This is a genomic window from Methanocalculus sp., from assembly GCF_030651615.1.
GTDB lineage: Archaea > Halobacteriota > Methanomicrobia > Methanomicrobiales > Methanocorpusculaceae > Methanocalculus.
On the sequence record NZ_JAUSCG010000211.1, the window covers coordinates 1 to 13,038 of the forward strand.

The 13,038-nt window shown below is 50.3% G+C and carries 16 protein-coding genes; 10 read left to right on the forward strand and 6 right to left on the reverse strand.

Features of this window, described 5'->3' with window-relative positions:
- Both Q7V06_RS09010 and brxD read left to right on the forward strand, forming a co-directional pair.
- Positions 1 to 1,039: hypothetical protein (locus Q7V06_RS09010; protein WP_304840754.1), on the forward strand; the 1,039-nt coding region annotated here is incomplete at its 5' end.
- Positions 1,020 to 2,315, forward strand: a complete 1,296-nt coding sequence (gene brxD, locus Q7V06_RS09015; protein WP_304840756.1) for a BREX system ATP-binding protein BrxD — start codon at positions 1,020 to 1,022, stop codon at positions 2,313 to 2,315. The genes Q7V06_RS09010 and brxD, both read left to right, overlap by 20 nt.
- A gap of 68 nt (positions 2,316 to 2,383) precedes the next feature.
- On the opposite strand, the gene Q7V06_RS09020 is transcribed toward brxD, so the two are convergent.
- Positions 2,384 to 2,674 carry a hypothetical protein gene (locus Q7V06_RS09020; protein WP_304840758.1) on the reverse strand — a complete coding sequence of 97 codons (291 nt, stop codon included), beginning with the start codon at positions 2,672 to 2,674 and terminating at the stop codon, positions 2,384 to 2,386.
- A 168-nt stretch (positions 2,675 to 2,842) separates the two neighbouring features.
- On the opposite strand from Q7V06_RS09020, the gene Q7V06_RS09025 reads away from it, so the two are divergent.
- From Q7V06_RS09025 to Q7V06_RS09035, 3 genes are all read left to right on the forward strand, one after another.
- Positions 2,843 to 3,091 carry a hypothetical protein gene (locus Q7V06_RS09025; protein ID WP_304840760.1) on the forward strand — a complete coding sequence of 83 codons (249 nt, stop codon included), beginning with the start codon at positions 2,843 to 2,845 and terminating at the stop codon, positions 3,089 to 3,091.
- Positions 3,057 to 3,359, forward strand: a complete 303-nt coding sequence (locus Q7V06_RS09030; RefSeq protein ID WP_304840762.1) for a hypothetical protein — start codon at positions 3,057 to 3,059, stop codon at positions 3,357 to 3,359. The genes Q7V06_RS09025 and Q7V06_RS09030 overlap by 35 nt, the downstream gene beginning before the upstream one ends.
- A gap of 86 nt (positions 3,360 to 3,445) precedes the next feature.
- Positions 3,446 to 4,345 (forward strand): tetratricopeptide repeat protein, encoded by a 900-nt coding sequence (locus Q7V06_RS09035; RefSeq protein ID WP_304840764.1) that lies wholly within the window; start codon positions 3,446 to 3,448, stop codon positions 4,343 to 4,345.
- A 614-nt stretch (positions 4,346 to 4,959) separates the two neighbouring features.
- Here the strand turns inward: Q7V06_RS09035 and Q7V06_RS09040 are convergent.
- Entirely contained in the window at positions 4,960 to 5,193 is a 234-nt protein-coding gene (locus Q7V06_RS09040; RefSeq protein WP_304840766.1) for a hypothetical protein, read from the reverse strand.
- A 443-nt stretch (positions 5,194 to 5,636) separates the two neighbouring features.
- Here Q7V06_RS09040 and Q7V06_RS09045 point away from each other — a divergent pair, with 443 nt between their 5' ends.
- Positions 5,637 to 5,864 carry a hypothetical protein gene (locus Q7V06_RS09045; protein WP_304840767.1) on the forward strand — a complete coding sequence of 76 codons (228 nt, stop codon included), beginning with the start codon at positions 5,637 to 5,639 and terminating at the stop codon, positions 5,862 to 5,864.
- 91 nt (positions 5,865 to 5,955) lie between these two features.
- Positions 5,956 to 6,912 (forward strand): HD domain-containing protein, encoded by a 957-nt coding sequence (locus tag Q7V06_RS09050; RefSeq protein WP_304840768.1) that lies wholly within the window; start codon positions 5,956 to 5,958, stop codon positions 6,910 to 6,912.
- Between the two features lie 23 nt (positions 6,913 to 6,935).
- On the opposite strand, the gene hisD is transcribed toward Q7V06_RS09050, so the two are convergent.
- The gene (gene hisD / locus Q7V06_RS09055) at positions 6,936 to 8,186 is read right to left on the reverse strand and encodes a histidinol dehydrogenase (protein ID WP_304840769.1); all 1,251 of its coding nucleotides are present in this window, start codon (positions 8,184 to 8,186) and stop codon (positions 6,936 to 6,938) included.
- A gap of 103 nt (positions 8,187 to 8,289) precedes the next feature.
- Between hisD and Q7V06_RS09060 the strand changes: the two genes are divergently transcribed.
- Genes Q7V06_RS09060 through Q7V06_RS09070 form a run of 3 tightly spaced genes read left to right on the forward strand, consistent with a single transcriptional unit; the run spans position 8,290 to position 9,510 of the window.
- Positions 8,290 to 8,478: a hypothetical protein gene (locus tag Q7V06_RS09060; protein WP_304840770.1), complete on the forward strand. Its 189-nt coding sequence runs from the start codon at positions 8,290 to 8,292 to the stop codon at positions 8,476 to 8,478.
- Positions 8,479 to 8,486: 8 nt separating this feature from the next.
- Positions 8,487 to 8,672 (forward strand): hypothetical protein, encoded by a 186-nt coding sequence (locus Q7V06_RS09065; RefSeq protein ID WP_304840771.1) that lies wholly within the window; start codon positions 8,487 to 8,489, stop codon positions 8,670 to 8,672.
- 46 nt (positions 8,673 to 8,718) lie between these two features.
- The gene (locus tag Q7V06_RS09070; RefSeq protein WP_304840772.1) at positions 8,719 to 9,510 is read left to right on the forward strand and encodes an MBL fold metallo-hydrolase; all 792 of its coding nucleotides are present in this window, start codon (positions 8,719 to 8,721) and stop codon (positions 9,508 to 9,510) included.
- 25 nt (positions 9,511 to 9,535) lie between these two features.
- Here Q7V06_RS09070 and Q7V06_RS09075 read toward each other — a convergent pair whose 3' ends face one another.
- The 3 genes from Q7V06_RS09075 to Q7V06_RS09085 all read right to left on the reverse strand — a co-directional run.
- Positions 9,536 to 10,813 (reverse strand): PAS domain S-box protein, encoded by a 1,278-nt coding sequence (locus Q7V06_RS09075; protein WP_304840773.1) that lies wholly within the window; start codon positions 10,811 to 10,813, stop codon positions 9,536 to 9,538.
- 5 nt (positions 10,814 to 10,818) lie between these two features.
- The gene (locus tag Q7V06_RS09080) at positions 10,819 to 11,841 is read right to left on the reverse strand and encodes a sensor histidine kinase (protein WP_304840774.1); all 1,023 of its coding nucleotides are present in this window, start codon (positions 11,839 to 11,841) and stop codon (positions 10,819 to 10,821) included.
- Between the two features lie 6 nt (positions 11,842 to 11,847).
- Positions 11,848 to 13,038, reverse strand: a 1,191-nt coding sequence (locus tag Q7V06_RS09085; RefSeq protein WP_304840775.1) for a hypothetical protein, incomplete at its 5' end; no start/stop codon positions are given.

The window sequence follows — 13,038 nt, forward strand, 5'->3', positions numbered from 1 at the left end:
GATAGCAGAACTCCGTGAGAGGGGGGATGATCCGATATACCATCTGGTTTATTGTGATCTGCTCGCGGCAACCGGGAGTATGGAAGCTGCTCTTATGGAGTATCACAACCTCATCTCAGAGCAGCTCAAAACAATGGAAAGCCCGGACTCCCTGAAGGTGATCCTTGAGAAGTACATTGCATACCTCAAGGCAGGTGGGAGTACAAAGGGAGAGGTGATTTCAAGGGTGACAGCACTCCTCGAACCACACCCCTCATGGGTATGCCTCCTGACACTGGCTGAGATGTTTGAGCAGTACGGTGAGCCCGTGAAGGCTCGGGATGCATACTACCGGGGATACCGGAGCGACTTTCTCAGGGGGGGTATCCCGTATGCCGCATATCTTGCACGGGGGGGGGAGTGCCGTGAGGCTGAGATGGTGATGCTCTATATCCTCTCTCATGTTCAGCGGGTAAAAGATCTTGAGATGGCAGCAGGTGCAATCGTTCATGGGGATGAGAGGCTGTACCGGAACAAAAAGATCACAGCAGAACTCCAGAAGCAGCTTCTTGAACGGCTCCCTGACCTGAGTGCAGGCGGAAGAGAGATCCTCTCTGTCACCTCCCTCTATGCAGCATCCGGTGCCCTCGATGACCGAGACTACCAGGCATGCAAAGAACACTGTCTGATCGGGCTTGACGTGATGCCATGTTACCCATCCTCGATCCGGATCGAAGACTTCATCCCACTCCTCACCCATGCAAAGGAACATGCCCTCTCTGAAGATCCGGTGATCCGGCGAACAGCTGAACCGGTAAAGGAGAAGGCTGTCGGTATTAAGGATCTCCTCTCACTCAATGAGAAGGAGGAGAAAGCGATGGGTTTTATCCGTGATCATAAAGAGACGCATGAGATGGAGCTCCGAAATCTACTCGGAACGAGGCGGGTTGCCGGTATTGTGAACGAGATCATCAGAAAAGCCCTTGAGCAGGGAATATCAATCATCGAAAAACGGGGCATTTCAGAGAATGGGGAGATATATGCCTGGATCGGGGAGTGAAAAACAGAGCGACCGGAAATTGCAGAGTATCGGGATCATCAATGCTCTGCGGCGTGGAACCGTTCCAGCTTCAGGGCTCGAACGGCTCGCAGTAGGTATTGCAGCAGAAGAGAAAGCGATCGCCGATCAGCTCGACTATGTGGCAACAGGCAGATCCGACCTGAAGTTCGTCAGGGGAGATTTCGGGAGTGGGAAGACATTCTTCGTCTGCCGGGCACAGGAGATCGCACGATCAGGTATGTTTGTAACCTCACATGTCGTCATCTCACCTGATACACCACTGCACAAACTCGCTGCCCTCTACAGTGCTGTGATGAACGGTCTCAGGACGGAGAATGGAGAGCATGCCCTGAAGAGTATCATCGACTCCTGGATCTACCGGATCGAGGAGCGGCTGATCGAGTCGGGCGGCGACGAGGATGAGGAGAAGCTTGCCATTGCTACGGCTGAAGAGATGGAGAAGTCCCTCATTCGTGTCTCTGAGGAGAATAGCGGTCTGGCAGCAGCGGTCAGGACATACTATCATGCGAATAACCGGGGGGATTTTGCGGTCGCACAGGCGGCACTCGGGTGGATCTCCGGTGAAGGGACAGTCGGCCGGACCTTCAAATCCGAGGCTGGTGTCCGGGGAGCAGTCGATGAGGGGACTGCCCTCCCGTTCCTCAGAGGGATTGCCAGAATCATCGTGCAGGCCGGATACCGTGGGCTTTCGATCGCGTTTGACGAGACCGAGACGGCACAGGGTTCAAGCCGTCCACTTCGTGAGAAGGGATATGTGAACCTTCGGCGTATCGTCGATGCGGTTGATCGGAACGAGTCACCCTATACATTCTTCTTCTTTACCGGGACACCGTCTTTTTTTGAGGGGCCAAAAGGAATCCGGTCCCTTCCTCCGCTCTTTGATCGGATTCAGACGATCGAGGATGACGGGTTTAGAAACCCGCTCCAGACCCAGATCATCCTCTCCCGTTTTGACGAGAGACGGCTTGAAGAGGTGGCGACCCGTGTCATCGAGATCTATGGTGAGGCATACGGCGAGGTGGACCAGAGCCGGGTGAACCTCAGGTTCATCAGGGCGATGATAACAAAGATCACCTCGCGGTTTGGGGGAAGGATCGATGTCATTCCAAGGATATTTTTGAGAGAGTTTGTGGACCTGCTGGATAAGTGTGCGTTGTATGAGGAGTATGATCCGATGGTGAAGTACCAGTTTAAAGGGGCGAAGATGGGTGACGTGAAGGAGGAGGAGAGAGCGGTGATGGAGGTTGTGTGGTGATGGGGGCACTGACCCGGTCGCCACGTTGAGCTCATCACGTCACTTCATGAAATTCGCCTTCTGAGCGCTCAGCAGAAGGTGTGAAGAGCACCCTGTACACTATTCGTCACCCAGTTGCCTATGACCTGATCGTCACCGAGATCACGCATGATATCCCGCAGAGTACGGTAACGGCCTGCTTTAATATCTTCTTCGCTCACTTTGAGGCCTTCAATTTCCTCCTGAGAGAGGGGTTCATCATCATACGCTGCATCGGCAAGACGATTAATGAGTTCATCATACGTCTCCCTCGGGTGAATCTTCAGATCCTGGAGCTTCTCTTTTGTTTCCGGCCGGATCTGCACCGACGTCATTGGCATACGAGTATACAGTTACTATAGTTGGTTATAGATTACGATTGGATGGAATAGAGAGTACGGGTTGATTATAGCGGAAAGTTTTGTACCTGGTGATCTATACCTGTAACCTACATTCCCGGCAACACTTAACTAGCCCAAAATCTAACTCCATATTTTCCTTAGATTCTCATGATATTCTCCCATATCGGAGCGAAAAACATTCTTGATAGCAAGACGATCCGCCGTTTTCTTGAAGAACCGGATATCCCTGGGTATTCACGGGTGAAACTGGTTATGGACCGGAATTTTTCCACGAGGGAGAATATCAACCGACTGTTTCAGAGCCTTGTCAAGTTTCTTATGTCCACCAAGATGTCTCTCGTCTACATCCGGGAGGAGCTGGATGCGATCGACGATACATTCCGAAGCTTCGAATAGTACAGTGATGGCCATGAACTCTATTATCGAACTGTTCGAACCACATGGAATTATTCACAGCACCGCCCCTATAAGGGCGATACTCTTGAGGAACCTCGCCGCCTTGTACACTTACAATTACTACAACATTGATCAGGCAGCCGGGGATGAGAAGGACTTTGATCGCCAGCTGATAACACTGAAAAAGGAGCTGGAATCAGGAAATCGGAATTCTGAACATCATAAGCTCTATGAAAAGTATTTTACTGTCAACCCCATGAGTACGTAATGCTATTTGCTGCTTTGGTTTTGTATGAATCCAAAGCATGAAAGCTACGGAATAGAAACTACTACCATAAAACCAGGATCATCACCATGCCACTCTTTAATTTTCTCAGAAAAAGCGACTTCAACAAGGGGGTAGAGCTCTTCGAAAACGGTTATTTTGCCGAGGCTCTCGAAGCATATAACCGGGCGCTGGCCCGTCGTCCCCGGCATACGGATGCATGGAACAATCGTGGTGCAGTACTGAGTAGTCTCGGCCGTCATACCGATGCGATCGAATCCTATGATCGGGCACTTGCTCTTGAACCAAAACACCTCCTGGCGTGGAACAATCGCGGCAACGCACTCGATGATCTCGGTCGTCATGACGAAGCTGTTCGTTCCTATGATACGGCACTTGCGATCAATCCCCGGCATGCCGGGTCATGGAACAATCGCGGCTATGCACTCGCCAGCCTTGGGAGGTATGATGAAGCAATCGAATCCTTTGACAGGGCGGTTGCTCTCGATCCGAAATTTGCCCTGGCATGGACCAACCGGGGTTCTGCCCTTGACGCCATCGGCCGGTATACTGAAGCGGTTGCATCCTATGATACGGCGCTTGACCATGCTTCAGGCTATGTGGATGCATGGTCACTGCGTGGGGCATCGCTCTTCTCCCTTGGGCGATATTCCGATGCAATCGAATCGTGTGATCATGCGATTGCAATCTGCCCTGAATTCTGCCATCCATGGTACATCCGTGGCTCTTCTCTTGATGCCCTCGGCAGGCATGCAGAAGCAGTTGAAGCATGGGAGACGGTGATCAGTTTTATTGCAGAAACCCGGTTTCATTGGTACTACCGGGGGCTTGCGCTTGCCAGTCTTAGTCGGTATGCTGAAGCGATCACGGCTTTACAGGAGGCACGTGACTGTAAGAGGCTGTGCATTCTTGATCCCTCTGATGAGGTGATCCAAAAGGCAGGGGAGAATCTAAAAGGTGGCATCTGACACCCTTTATTCTTCAATACTGACGGTATATCGAGCTTCGATGGCCTGCTTCAATAACGTGGATGATCATCACCGCATTGTCGATTGTGAGGATGACCCGGTAGTTCCTTACCCGAAGAGAATAAAAAGACTGATCGCTGCTCCCTTTGAGCGTTTTAACATGATTTTTTGGATTCGTTTCACCGGCGAGTGCTGTCAGCTCCAGGTATAGTGCCTTTCCGACAGGTACCGGGAGGTTACCCAGGTTTTTTTTGCATGGGCTGCGATCAGCACTTTATATGCCATTTATCGTCGTCGGTACTCTTTATGTGCTTGTTCAATAGTCATGATTTTTTCCACCCGGATAGTTCGCTCATCCTCTTTGATAATAGAGAAAACTGTAAATGATCTACTGACATGAAGCCGATAGACCACAGGAGGATGGGGATAATCCAGTCTTTCCTTGTTGCCTCCGGGATACGGATTGTACTGTAGTTCAAGTATTTTATCGACAAGTATTCGGCGGGTCTTTTTTTGCATTTTTCCAAGATATTCCCTTGCACTCTTCTCGATTACAATTGAAAACACAAAAAACAACCCTCTATCCGAATAATACAACTGTTCGATTATTTCACTCAATCATCCTGCATTATTTCTTCAGGATCAAAGGGGATGAATTCACCAATTCTATCGATCTCGCAGATCATCTTCCATTCACGGAAATCCTGTTCCCGCCGGATCATAGCTGCAATCAGCTCATCAAAACTCTGCCCTGCTTCTTTCAGATTATGAAGTTCCCGCCAGGTGGGCTCCTTTACTGGAATTCGTTTAATCGAGATAATTCCCGAATCAGCAGTACCGGGTGACATGGGAGAATATGGGATCACTGAAGATATAAGAGTGTGCATAGAGTGCATAATGATCCTAATTGCCACAATGTCCATAAGCACATAACAGATCCATAGTGTGGTATCATCCTCACAGCAGATCCCTTTCCATAACAACGATAGTGGAGGAAAAACTGTGGTTGAGGAGAAGAGAGAGACCAGTAACAAATCATGGGCGCGAAGTGCCAATAATCCTCACTGGCGGAGTGATGACCCCCCCCGGTGACCTTCAGGTTGCCTTCACCGAACTCTGAAGGGGGATGGCTGGGCCCCCTGGGAGGAGTTTCGGTGACATATGTCATCAAATATACGCCCATTCCTTTTTGCTCAGAGAACCGAAAGAAAGGCTCATTCGTTTTTGACCACCTCTGCTATCCCTCTTCTATCACTCAGGCGCATCCGGGAAGGAGTGTGATTTTCTGATCATGAAAGAACCATCTGTTCTCTCTGCCATCCAGGTATCTGCCGATCTACACAACAGCGAAACAAGAAAGAGAGAGATTAGCGGGCTGCTTGATGCTCTTCATGAATATAATCTGGCACAGGGGTATATCCTGACAATGGACAGTTTTGGCCATGAGCAGATCGAAGGCAAGGAGATCATCATCACTCCTGCATGGAAGTATATGCTCTATCCGGATCTCTATCCCTAGAGGGGCAAATCGACACACAAAATACTTGTCAAAGACCAGATCCTCATACACACGTCCAAACAGAATAACACAATCCCCCTCAGGTGATCCCATGCCAAAAACCCAGTCCATAACAGACATCAGCGATGGATGTGAGGTCGATTCGCTCTTCCTCCTCGAAAGCATCGACATCAGGAAGAAGAAGCAGGATGGCAGGTACCTCCACGCCACCCTCGCCGACAGAACCGGCAGGATCTCCTGCAAGATCTGGGGCCTGCCATCACAACCAGCGTTTGAGATCGAAGCACTCGGCAAAATCCTCCAGCCGGGAGAAGTCTACCACATCCGTGGTTTTGCAAAGGTCTTCAATGGCGAATGCGAGATCAATATCAATGATGGCATTGCAAACCTCACGGCCCCGGTAGCAATACAGGCATCTGAAAAGGGAGAGTTCGTCTATTCACCGGTTGATATCAAAGAGACCGCTATTGCCTTACAGAACCTCGCCGGGACGATCAGAAACGGCCAGTTAAAACTGGTGGTCTCCCTTGCCCTGATGGATGCGGGCGGCTTCTACGAGAAGCCTGCTGCCAAGAAACGCCATCATAACTACCGGGGCGGCCTTGCAGAGCATACCCTGGAGACGGCAACAATTGCTGTGGCCATGGCTGAGGCAAAGAAGAGCTATGGGATCGACCGCGACATTCTGATCGCCGGTGCACTCCTCCATGATATCGGCAAGGCGCTCTGCTTTGAAGAGAAGGGTATCGGATATATCGCCCTGCCCGAGTACGATCTGATCGGACACATCCCGCTTGGGATCACCTTCCTTACCCGGTTTAAGGATTACCTCGATGATGCCACCTACCTCCATCTCCTCCATATCATCCAGTCACACCACGGAGACTATGGCGATGTGGCACCCAGGACACCGGAAGCATGGGCGGTGCACCTCGCCGATCTCACAAGCGCCACCCTCCGGGAGGTTGCAGACGATATCGCACCTCTTGGACCAGGAGAGGGAAAGTGGAAGGGAGAGAAGAGCGGTAAAGCGGTGTATAGGATATAGGGTGAATTTTAAAGAGGGGGAGCCTACCCCCGCCGCCGCACCCGCACCGACTCAGCATGTGCTCTAAGCCCCTCCGCCTCAGCAAGTGCCTCCACCACATCGCCGATCGCAGAGAGCCCTTCAGGAGAGAGGATCTGAACCTGTGACCGGGTGCAGAAGTGGTGGACATCAAGGCCGGAATAGACCTTCGCATACCCTGCGGTCGGGAGGACATGGTTTGTGCCGGATGCATAATCCCCGCAGGCGACCGGGGTGTATGGTCCGACAAAGATCGAGCCCGCAGGTCCGACCTGACGCAGGAGATCAAGCGGATCCGCAACCTGAAGCGATAGGTGTTCAGGTGCAATCGCATCCATCACCCTGACCGCTTCAGACCGATCCCTGACAACAACATACCCGGACTGCAAAAGGGCAGCCTCAATGATCTCACGCCTCGGTGTCGTCTGTAGCATACTGGCAATCTCTACACCGACCCGGTCGCAGAGACCGGCATCTGTTGAGACGAGGACACTTGCCGAGTTGGGATCATGTTCTGCCTGTGCAAGGACATCAGCTGCAATGAAAGCGGGATCAGCAGTCTCATCTGCGATGATACCTATTTCAGACGGACCTGCCGGGAAATCGATCTCGGCATAATCACGCAGGAGCATCTTTGCAGCCGTCACATAGACGTTCCCCGGACCAACAATCTTCTCAACCGGCCGGATCGTCTCTGTGCCAAGTGCCATCGCAGCAATCGCCTGGGCACCCCCGACTCGGTAGCCCTCCGTTACCCCGGCGATATCCATTGCTACCAGCGTGAGCGGATCACCTGGCGGGGGAGTGCAACAGCAGATCTCTGGAACACCGGCGACCCGTGCAGGGATTGCCGTCATCAGGACTGTGGACGGGTACGCAGCCCTTCCACCCGGAATATAACAACCGACACGGGAAAGCGGGATCGTCCTGACACCAAGTGTCACACCCGGCTCCACCTCTTCAAGCCAGAGAGAACGTGACTTCTGAAGTTCATGGAACCGGGTTATCCGTGCTTCTGCTTCACAGAGCGCCTCGATGAGCCGGACATCCACCTCTTCATAGGCATCTTCGATCTCTTCAGGCAGAATGGCCAGATCCTCAAGCTCAATCTTATCAAATCGCTTCGTCAGATCAAAGAGAGCAGAATCCCCATCTCTTCTGACCGCCTCAATGATCTCCCGAACCGATCCCAGAACCCCCGATATGTCACCCCGCCGCTTCTCCTTCCAGCCTCTGGTATCAAGTGGCTTCCACATAATCACTCATGCAACCGGAGATCCATTGAACCTTTCCAGAGAAGAGAGACGTTTTGGGGTTACTATATATACTCTCTGGACAGAATCGACATAGGGTGATGAAATGAGCGAATTTTTAATGGATTTCTCTGCCTATATCGTAATAGGTGCCCTGGCATTCGGCATAGGGCTCATGGGAGGGCATATTGCACTCTCCAGATATTATGAGAGGAGATTTCTCATTGTGGGGAAGGCGTGTTCGGATGCAGACTCCCTCATCCCTCTTCTCGACGAACTTGAACGCGAATCATGAGGTGTTATATGGTTGCATTACCCGAATTTATTCTGATATTCATCGTATCTCTCTTCTTTGGACTGATCGTCAGTTTCCAGATCACGCATATTCAGTATATAAGATACTTGATAAAACTTGCCAGACGAACAGTGATGAGTGGTACACTTGCCCCCGTCTTGTCAGAACTTGAACGTCATGGTGGTGAGATCTAGTACATTCAATTGATGTTATCTGGAAGGGAGTGCAATACTGTAACTGATGGAGTGCACAGTGCTTGCAAGCGGAAGCAGCGGCAACTGTATGTATATCAGGAGCGGCGAGAGTGCCCTGATACTGGATGCAGGGCTCTCGAAGAAAGAGATCATAACAAGACTCTCTGCATCAGGTAAAGATCCGGGGATTGTTGATGCAATACTCCTCACCCATGAGCATACAGACCATGTGCGGGGAGCAGAGGCACTTGCCAGAGAACTAAACCTCCCGCTCACAGGAACCGGAGGAACACTTACGGCATTTCGTTCCACCCGCCAGGCAATTAAAAAACAGGCACCTCAGAACCCATGCCGGTACAATACCTCTTTTACGGCAGGGGAGTTTGTTGTAACACCATTTGCAGTCTCCCATGATGCAGTCGAACCCTGCGGATATTCGATCAGGTGCGGAGACCTCTGCCTCTCGATCATGACCGATACCGGCATTGTCACCCCGCATATGATGGAGTATCTCTCTGCAAGTGATGGAATTGTACTTGAATCAAATCATTGTCCGGAGATGCTTGCTCACGGACCATATCCTGAGTATCTGAAACGGCGGATCAGAGGGAAAACCGGACACCTCTCTAATACCATGGCAGCGGACTGTATACGAGATCTGAAAGGATCAATTGGCACCGTCATCCTCTCACATCTCAGTGAGATCAACAACACTCCAAAAAGGGCTTTTGCCTCATCTCAGGAAGCACTCGGTCTTGATATGAGTTATATCGATCTCCGTGTAGCTGCACCCGGGATAGGATGCTCCTGCCTTTCAAAAACAATAAAAATCGGATGAGAAAAAGAATAGCAAATTAAAAGATCTATTCAATTCTGCGGATACTAATTGTGGCACCGATGATCTCACCCGAGTGATCACGGATCGGTTCAATCTTTATTCTCACAGGAATCTTCTCATTTGACCGGCGTACCAGCAGGCATCCTTCCTCGATCGATTGAACTTCTCCGGACTCGAACACAGAATTTAACGGGCATTCAAGGATCTCACCGTTTGGACGCACAAAATTCAGTATTGAAGATACCGGTTGATCGGCCGCCTCCTCCTGTCTCCACCCGGTTATCTCCTCACCAAAGTGGTTGATTAAGACGATCTGCATATCACGATCGATGCTGATCACCCCTTCTGCAACTGAAAGGAGAGGTTTATCAGGGCAGGAGACTTCAGAGAGGAGCATCTCCTCCGCCCATCTCTGCTCGGTCATATTGATATAATTGATCATCTGTTCAAGTTTGGCATTTGCTTTTCGGAGTTCTGTCGTCCGCTCTGCAACGATCTCTTCCAGATGTTCACGGTGACGCCGGAGTTCCTCTTCGATCTTGATCCGCCCGGTAATATCGCGGAAGATGAGCACAGCCCCATAGAGATTCTCACGGTCATCACGGATGGGAGCTGCAGTATACTCGACATATCGCCTGGTTCCATCATGTGATATCAGAACCATTGTCTCATCAGAAGTAACAGTAGTCTGGTCCTTTAGAGCCTTAAGAACAGGATCAGAAGCCTGACGGCCGGTATCCCCAACCTCAATAGAGAACATCTTTGAAGAAGGGTTTCCGATCGCCTCTGCCTCTGTCATCCCGGTGAGATGCTCGGCGACCGGGTTCATGAACTTCACCATCGCCTCGATATCGGTTGCGATGATCCCCTCCCCCATACTCTTTATCGTCGTTGAGATCCACCGTTCACTCTCACGCAGCCGCTTTTCCATTGAAGCTTTGTAGAGAGCAATCTCGATGACAGTGAGAACATCACGCTCTTCAAAAGGTTTCAGGATATACCCGTACGGCTCGGTTACTTTCGCCCGCCCGATCGTCTTCTCATCAGCATACGCTGTCAGATAGACGACAGGTATCTCCATCTCATTCCGAATGATCCCGGCAGCAGTGATACCATCCATCTCACCTTTCAGAACAATATCCATCAGAACAAGATCAGGACGATGTGTTCGGACCTTCTCGATCGCATCCTCACCATAGCTTGAGATGCCAGGGATGGTATACCCCATCCGCTCCAGGCGGGCCTTTAAATCCATCGCAACGATCGACTCGTCTTCAACGATCCATATCCGGTATTGTGCCATTCTTTTTACCTCCGTTCCTTATATTGTAATGCTTTAAAGGTAATTTTAAATTCTGTACCACGATCACGTTTCAGTTCTATCGTTCCATCCAGCTGGGATACAAGGGATGAGACAAGAAGAAGACCAAGAGACTCAACCCTATCAAACTCCATATCCGGCGGGAGTCCGACACCGTCATCAGAAATAATTAATGTGTAACTCCGATCATCATTTGGGCGCATGGAGATGTTGATTGCCCCCTCACGACCATTTGGAAATGCATGCCGGAGAGCATTTGAGATCAGTTCGTTCAGCAGGAGTCCAAGAGGGATTGAGGTGTCCGGGTTAAGCGTTACATCCCTGACATCATACTTGATATGCACCCGCTGCGCAAACGAGCTGTATTCACGCAGAAGGCTCTGAGTAATCCGGGTCGTGTACTCAGAGAAGTCGATACGCCCCACCTCTTTCGAACGATACAGGTGTTCATAGACATATCCAAGTGCCCTGACCCGGTTCTGACTGTCAGTCATGTATCCGACAATCCTGGAATCATCCACAAACTGCGACTGAAGATTCAGGAGGCTTGAGATCACCTGAAGGTTGTTCTTGACCCGGTGATGAACCTCACGGAGCAGCACCTCCTTCTCAGCAAGCGCATCTTTCATCCTGAGATTTGCTTCGACTTCACCGGAAGCCTTCGATACCATGATGAGGATATAGTCCCGCCCATTCAGACAGAACTGCCGGGGACGAAGCAGGAGGTTGGTGGAACATCCTGACGTATCAGGGATCTGCAGAATAAAACCATCACGTTCCTCCACTATCGTATCATACACCTTCTGTTCAAGCAATACACACAGAGATGAGGATTCATCGGATATCGGGAAGACCTCATGGATAGGAAGAGAGAGATCGACCCCTTCCGGAGATCCGAGGATCTCAGAGAGGGATTTGTTCATCGCAATGATAGATCCCTTCCCTTTTTCAATAAGGAGCATCCCCTCCGGGGATGAGAGGAACGCCTGAATAAAAATGTCGTTGTTCATACCAGATCACTCCTCTCCAACCTTCAGCACCATCATGGCAAAACGGTCGATGATCGAGAGTAGAGCCTTCTGACTCTTTTTCTGCCGGGAAGAAACCCCCGAAAAAGCATCCTCCTCCAGATACTGAAGAGACTCAATAATATACCCAAGGCGGGGATACTGCGTGATGAATAGCTCACGCTTCTGTGACGCACCCTCAATATTCATCTGGAGGACTTCGAATGCATAATCGAGGAGGAGGAGGAGGTATGGCGGAAGACCGCGGATGATGGCAAGTTTTCTAAAGCGATAAAAAATCTGATTTTTTCCGGTTATGAGTGCAAGTTTCAGGCCGTAATAGATCGGCTCGGCATCATCAGGCAGCACTTTTATCATCGTCTGAAGGATGAGGGCGGCCGATTCAATAGACCCCTTCGAGAGGGCATCTGAGAAGGATCTCCGCATAAAAATAATATCCTCCGGGAAGTACTCCATCGCCTCCTTCAGGACACTATTATGCCTTCCCGTATCCCTTTCATGCTCCGCCTTGGTAAGAGCGATGGTAATAAACCATCGTTCATGTGGAAACCACTCTCTTGCCCTCTCATACACCTTCCAGAAGATGCCATCGAGAACAGCCTGCTCTTCCGCATTAAGGACAGGGTGAATAATAAGCTTCGGGCGATGAAAACTCAGCTCCATCAACTGTTCTCTTGCATTCAGTGCCATCTCTGACGGACGTGAATCCGGCTCTCCCGGAGACTCGATCCTCGGTCGCCTGAGATCGATCATCATGTAACAGAAAACAAGTGCAAAGCCGACAAGCGGATCATGATGCTGGTATTTCTTAAGGTGTTCTACAGCATTTGGATAATTTTCTCTTCTGATACGGTGAAGACCTGAGACGAGATCGAGGGCTCCCCTTCCTCCACCACGTTTCATCCTCGAAAGTGCAACACCTAATCGTTCATTAAAGAGAGGTTCATCGATATGAGCACTTGTCCGAAAGATCTGGCAGGCGATCTCATCAAAGAAGAGGTTGTATTCAGGATCTGAGAGACGTGGAAATGCACGATCAATTGCAGATTCAACATGCCCAAAGAACACCGGAAGAGATCTATTAATAGCCTCATTATTTTTAAGAATATATATAAAGAAGCGATCCTTCAGTTGTTTCAGGCGTTCCTGCTGGATTGCATCTGAAGCGACCATATCTTC

Coding starts and splice junctions, on each gene's coding strand:
- brxD (WP_304840756.1), top strand. CDS start 1,020: ATGCCTGGATCGGGGAGTGAAAAACAGAGCGACCGGAAATTGCAGAGT.
- Q7V06_RS09020 (WP_304840758.1), bottom strand. CDS start 2,674: ATGCCAATGACGTCGGTGCAGATCCGGCCGGAAACAAAAGAGAAGCTC.
- Q7V06_RS09025 (WP_304840760.1), top strand. CDS start 2,843: ATGATATTCTCCCATATCGGAGCGAAAAACATTCTTGATAGCAAGACG.
- Q7V06_RS09030 (WP_304840762.1), top strand. CDS start 3,057: ATGCGATCGACGATACATTCCGAAGCTTCGAATAGTACAGTGATGGCC.
- Q7V06_RS09035 (WP_304840764.1), top strand. CDS start 3,446: ATGCCACTCTTTAATTTTCTCAGAAAAAGCGACTTCAACAAGGGGGTA.
- Q7V06_RS09040 (WP_304840766.1), bottom strand. CDS start 5,193: ATGTCACCCGGTACTGCTGATTCGGGAATTATCTCGATTAAACGAATT.
- Q7V06_RS09045 (WP_304840767.1), top strand. CDS start 5,637: ATGAAAGAACCATCTGTTCTCTCTGCCATCCAGGTATCTGCCGATCTA.
- Q7V06_RS09050 (WP_304840768.1), top strand. CDS start 5,956: ATGCCAAAAACCCAGTCCATAACAGACATCAGCGATGGATGTGAGGTC.
- hisD (WP_304840769.1), bottom strand. CDS start 8,186: ATGTGGAAGCCACTTGATACCAGAGGCTGGAAGGAGAAGCGGCGGGGT.
- Q7V06_RS09060 (WP_304840770.1), top strand. CDS start 8,290: ATGAGCGAATTTTTAATGGATTTCTCTGCCTATATCGTAATAGGTGCC.
- Q7V06_RS09065 (WP_304840771.1), top strand. CDS start 8,487: ATGGTTGCATTACCCGAATTTATTCTGATATTCATCGTATCTCTCTTC.
- Q7V06_RS09070 (WP_304840772.1), top strand. CDS start 8,719: ATGGAGTGCACAGTGCTTGCAAGCGGAAGCAGCGGCAACTGTATGTAT.
- Q7V06_RS09075 (WP_304840773.1), bottom strand. CDS start 10,813: ATGGCACAATACCGGATATGGATCGTTGAAGACGAGTCGATCGTTGCG.
- Q7V06_RS09080 (WP_304840774.1), bottom strand. CDS start 11,841: ATGAACAACGACATTTTTATTCAGGCGTTCCTCTCATCCCCGGAGGGG.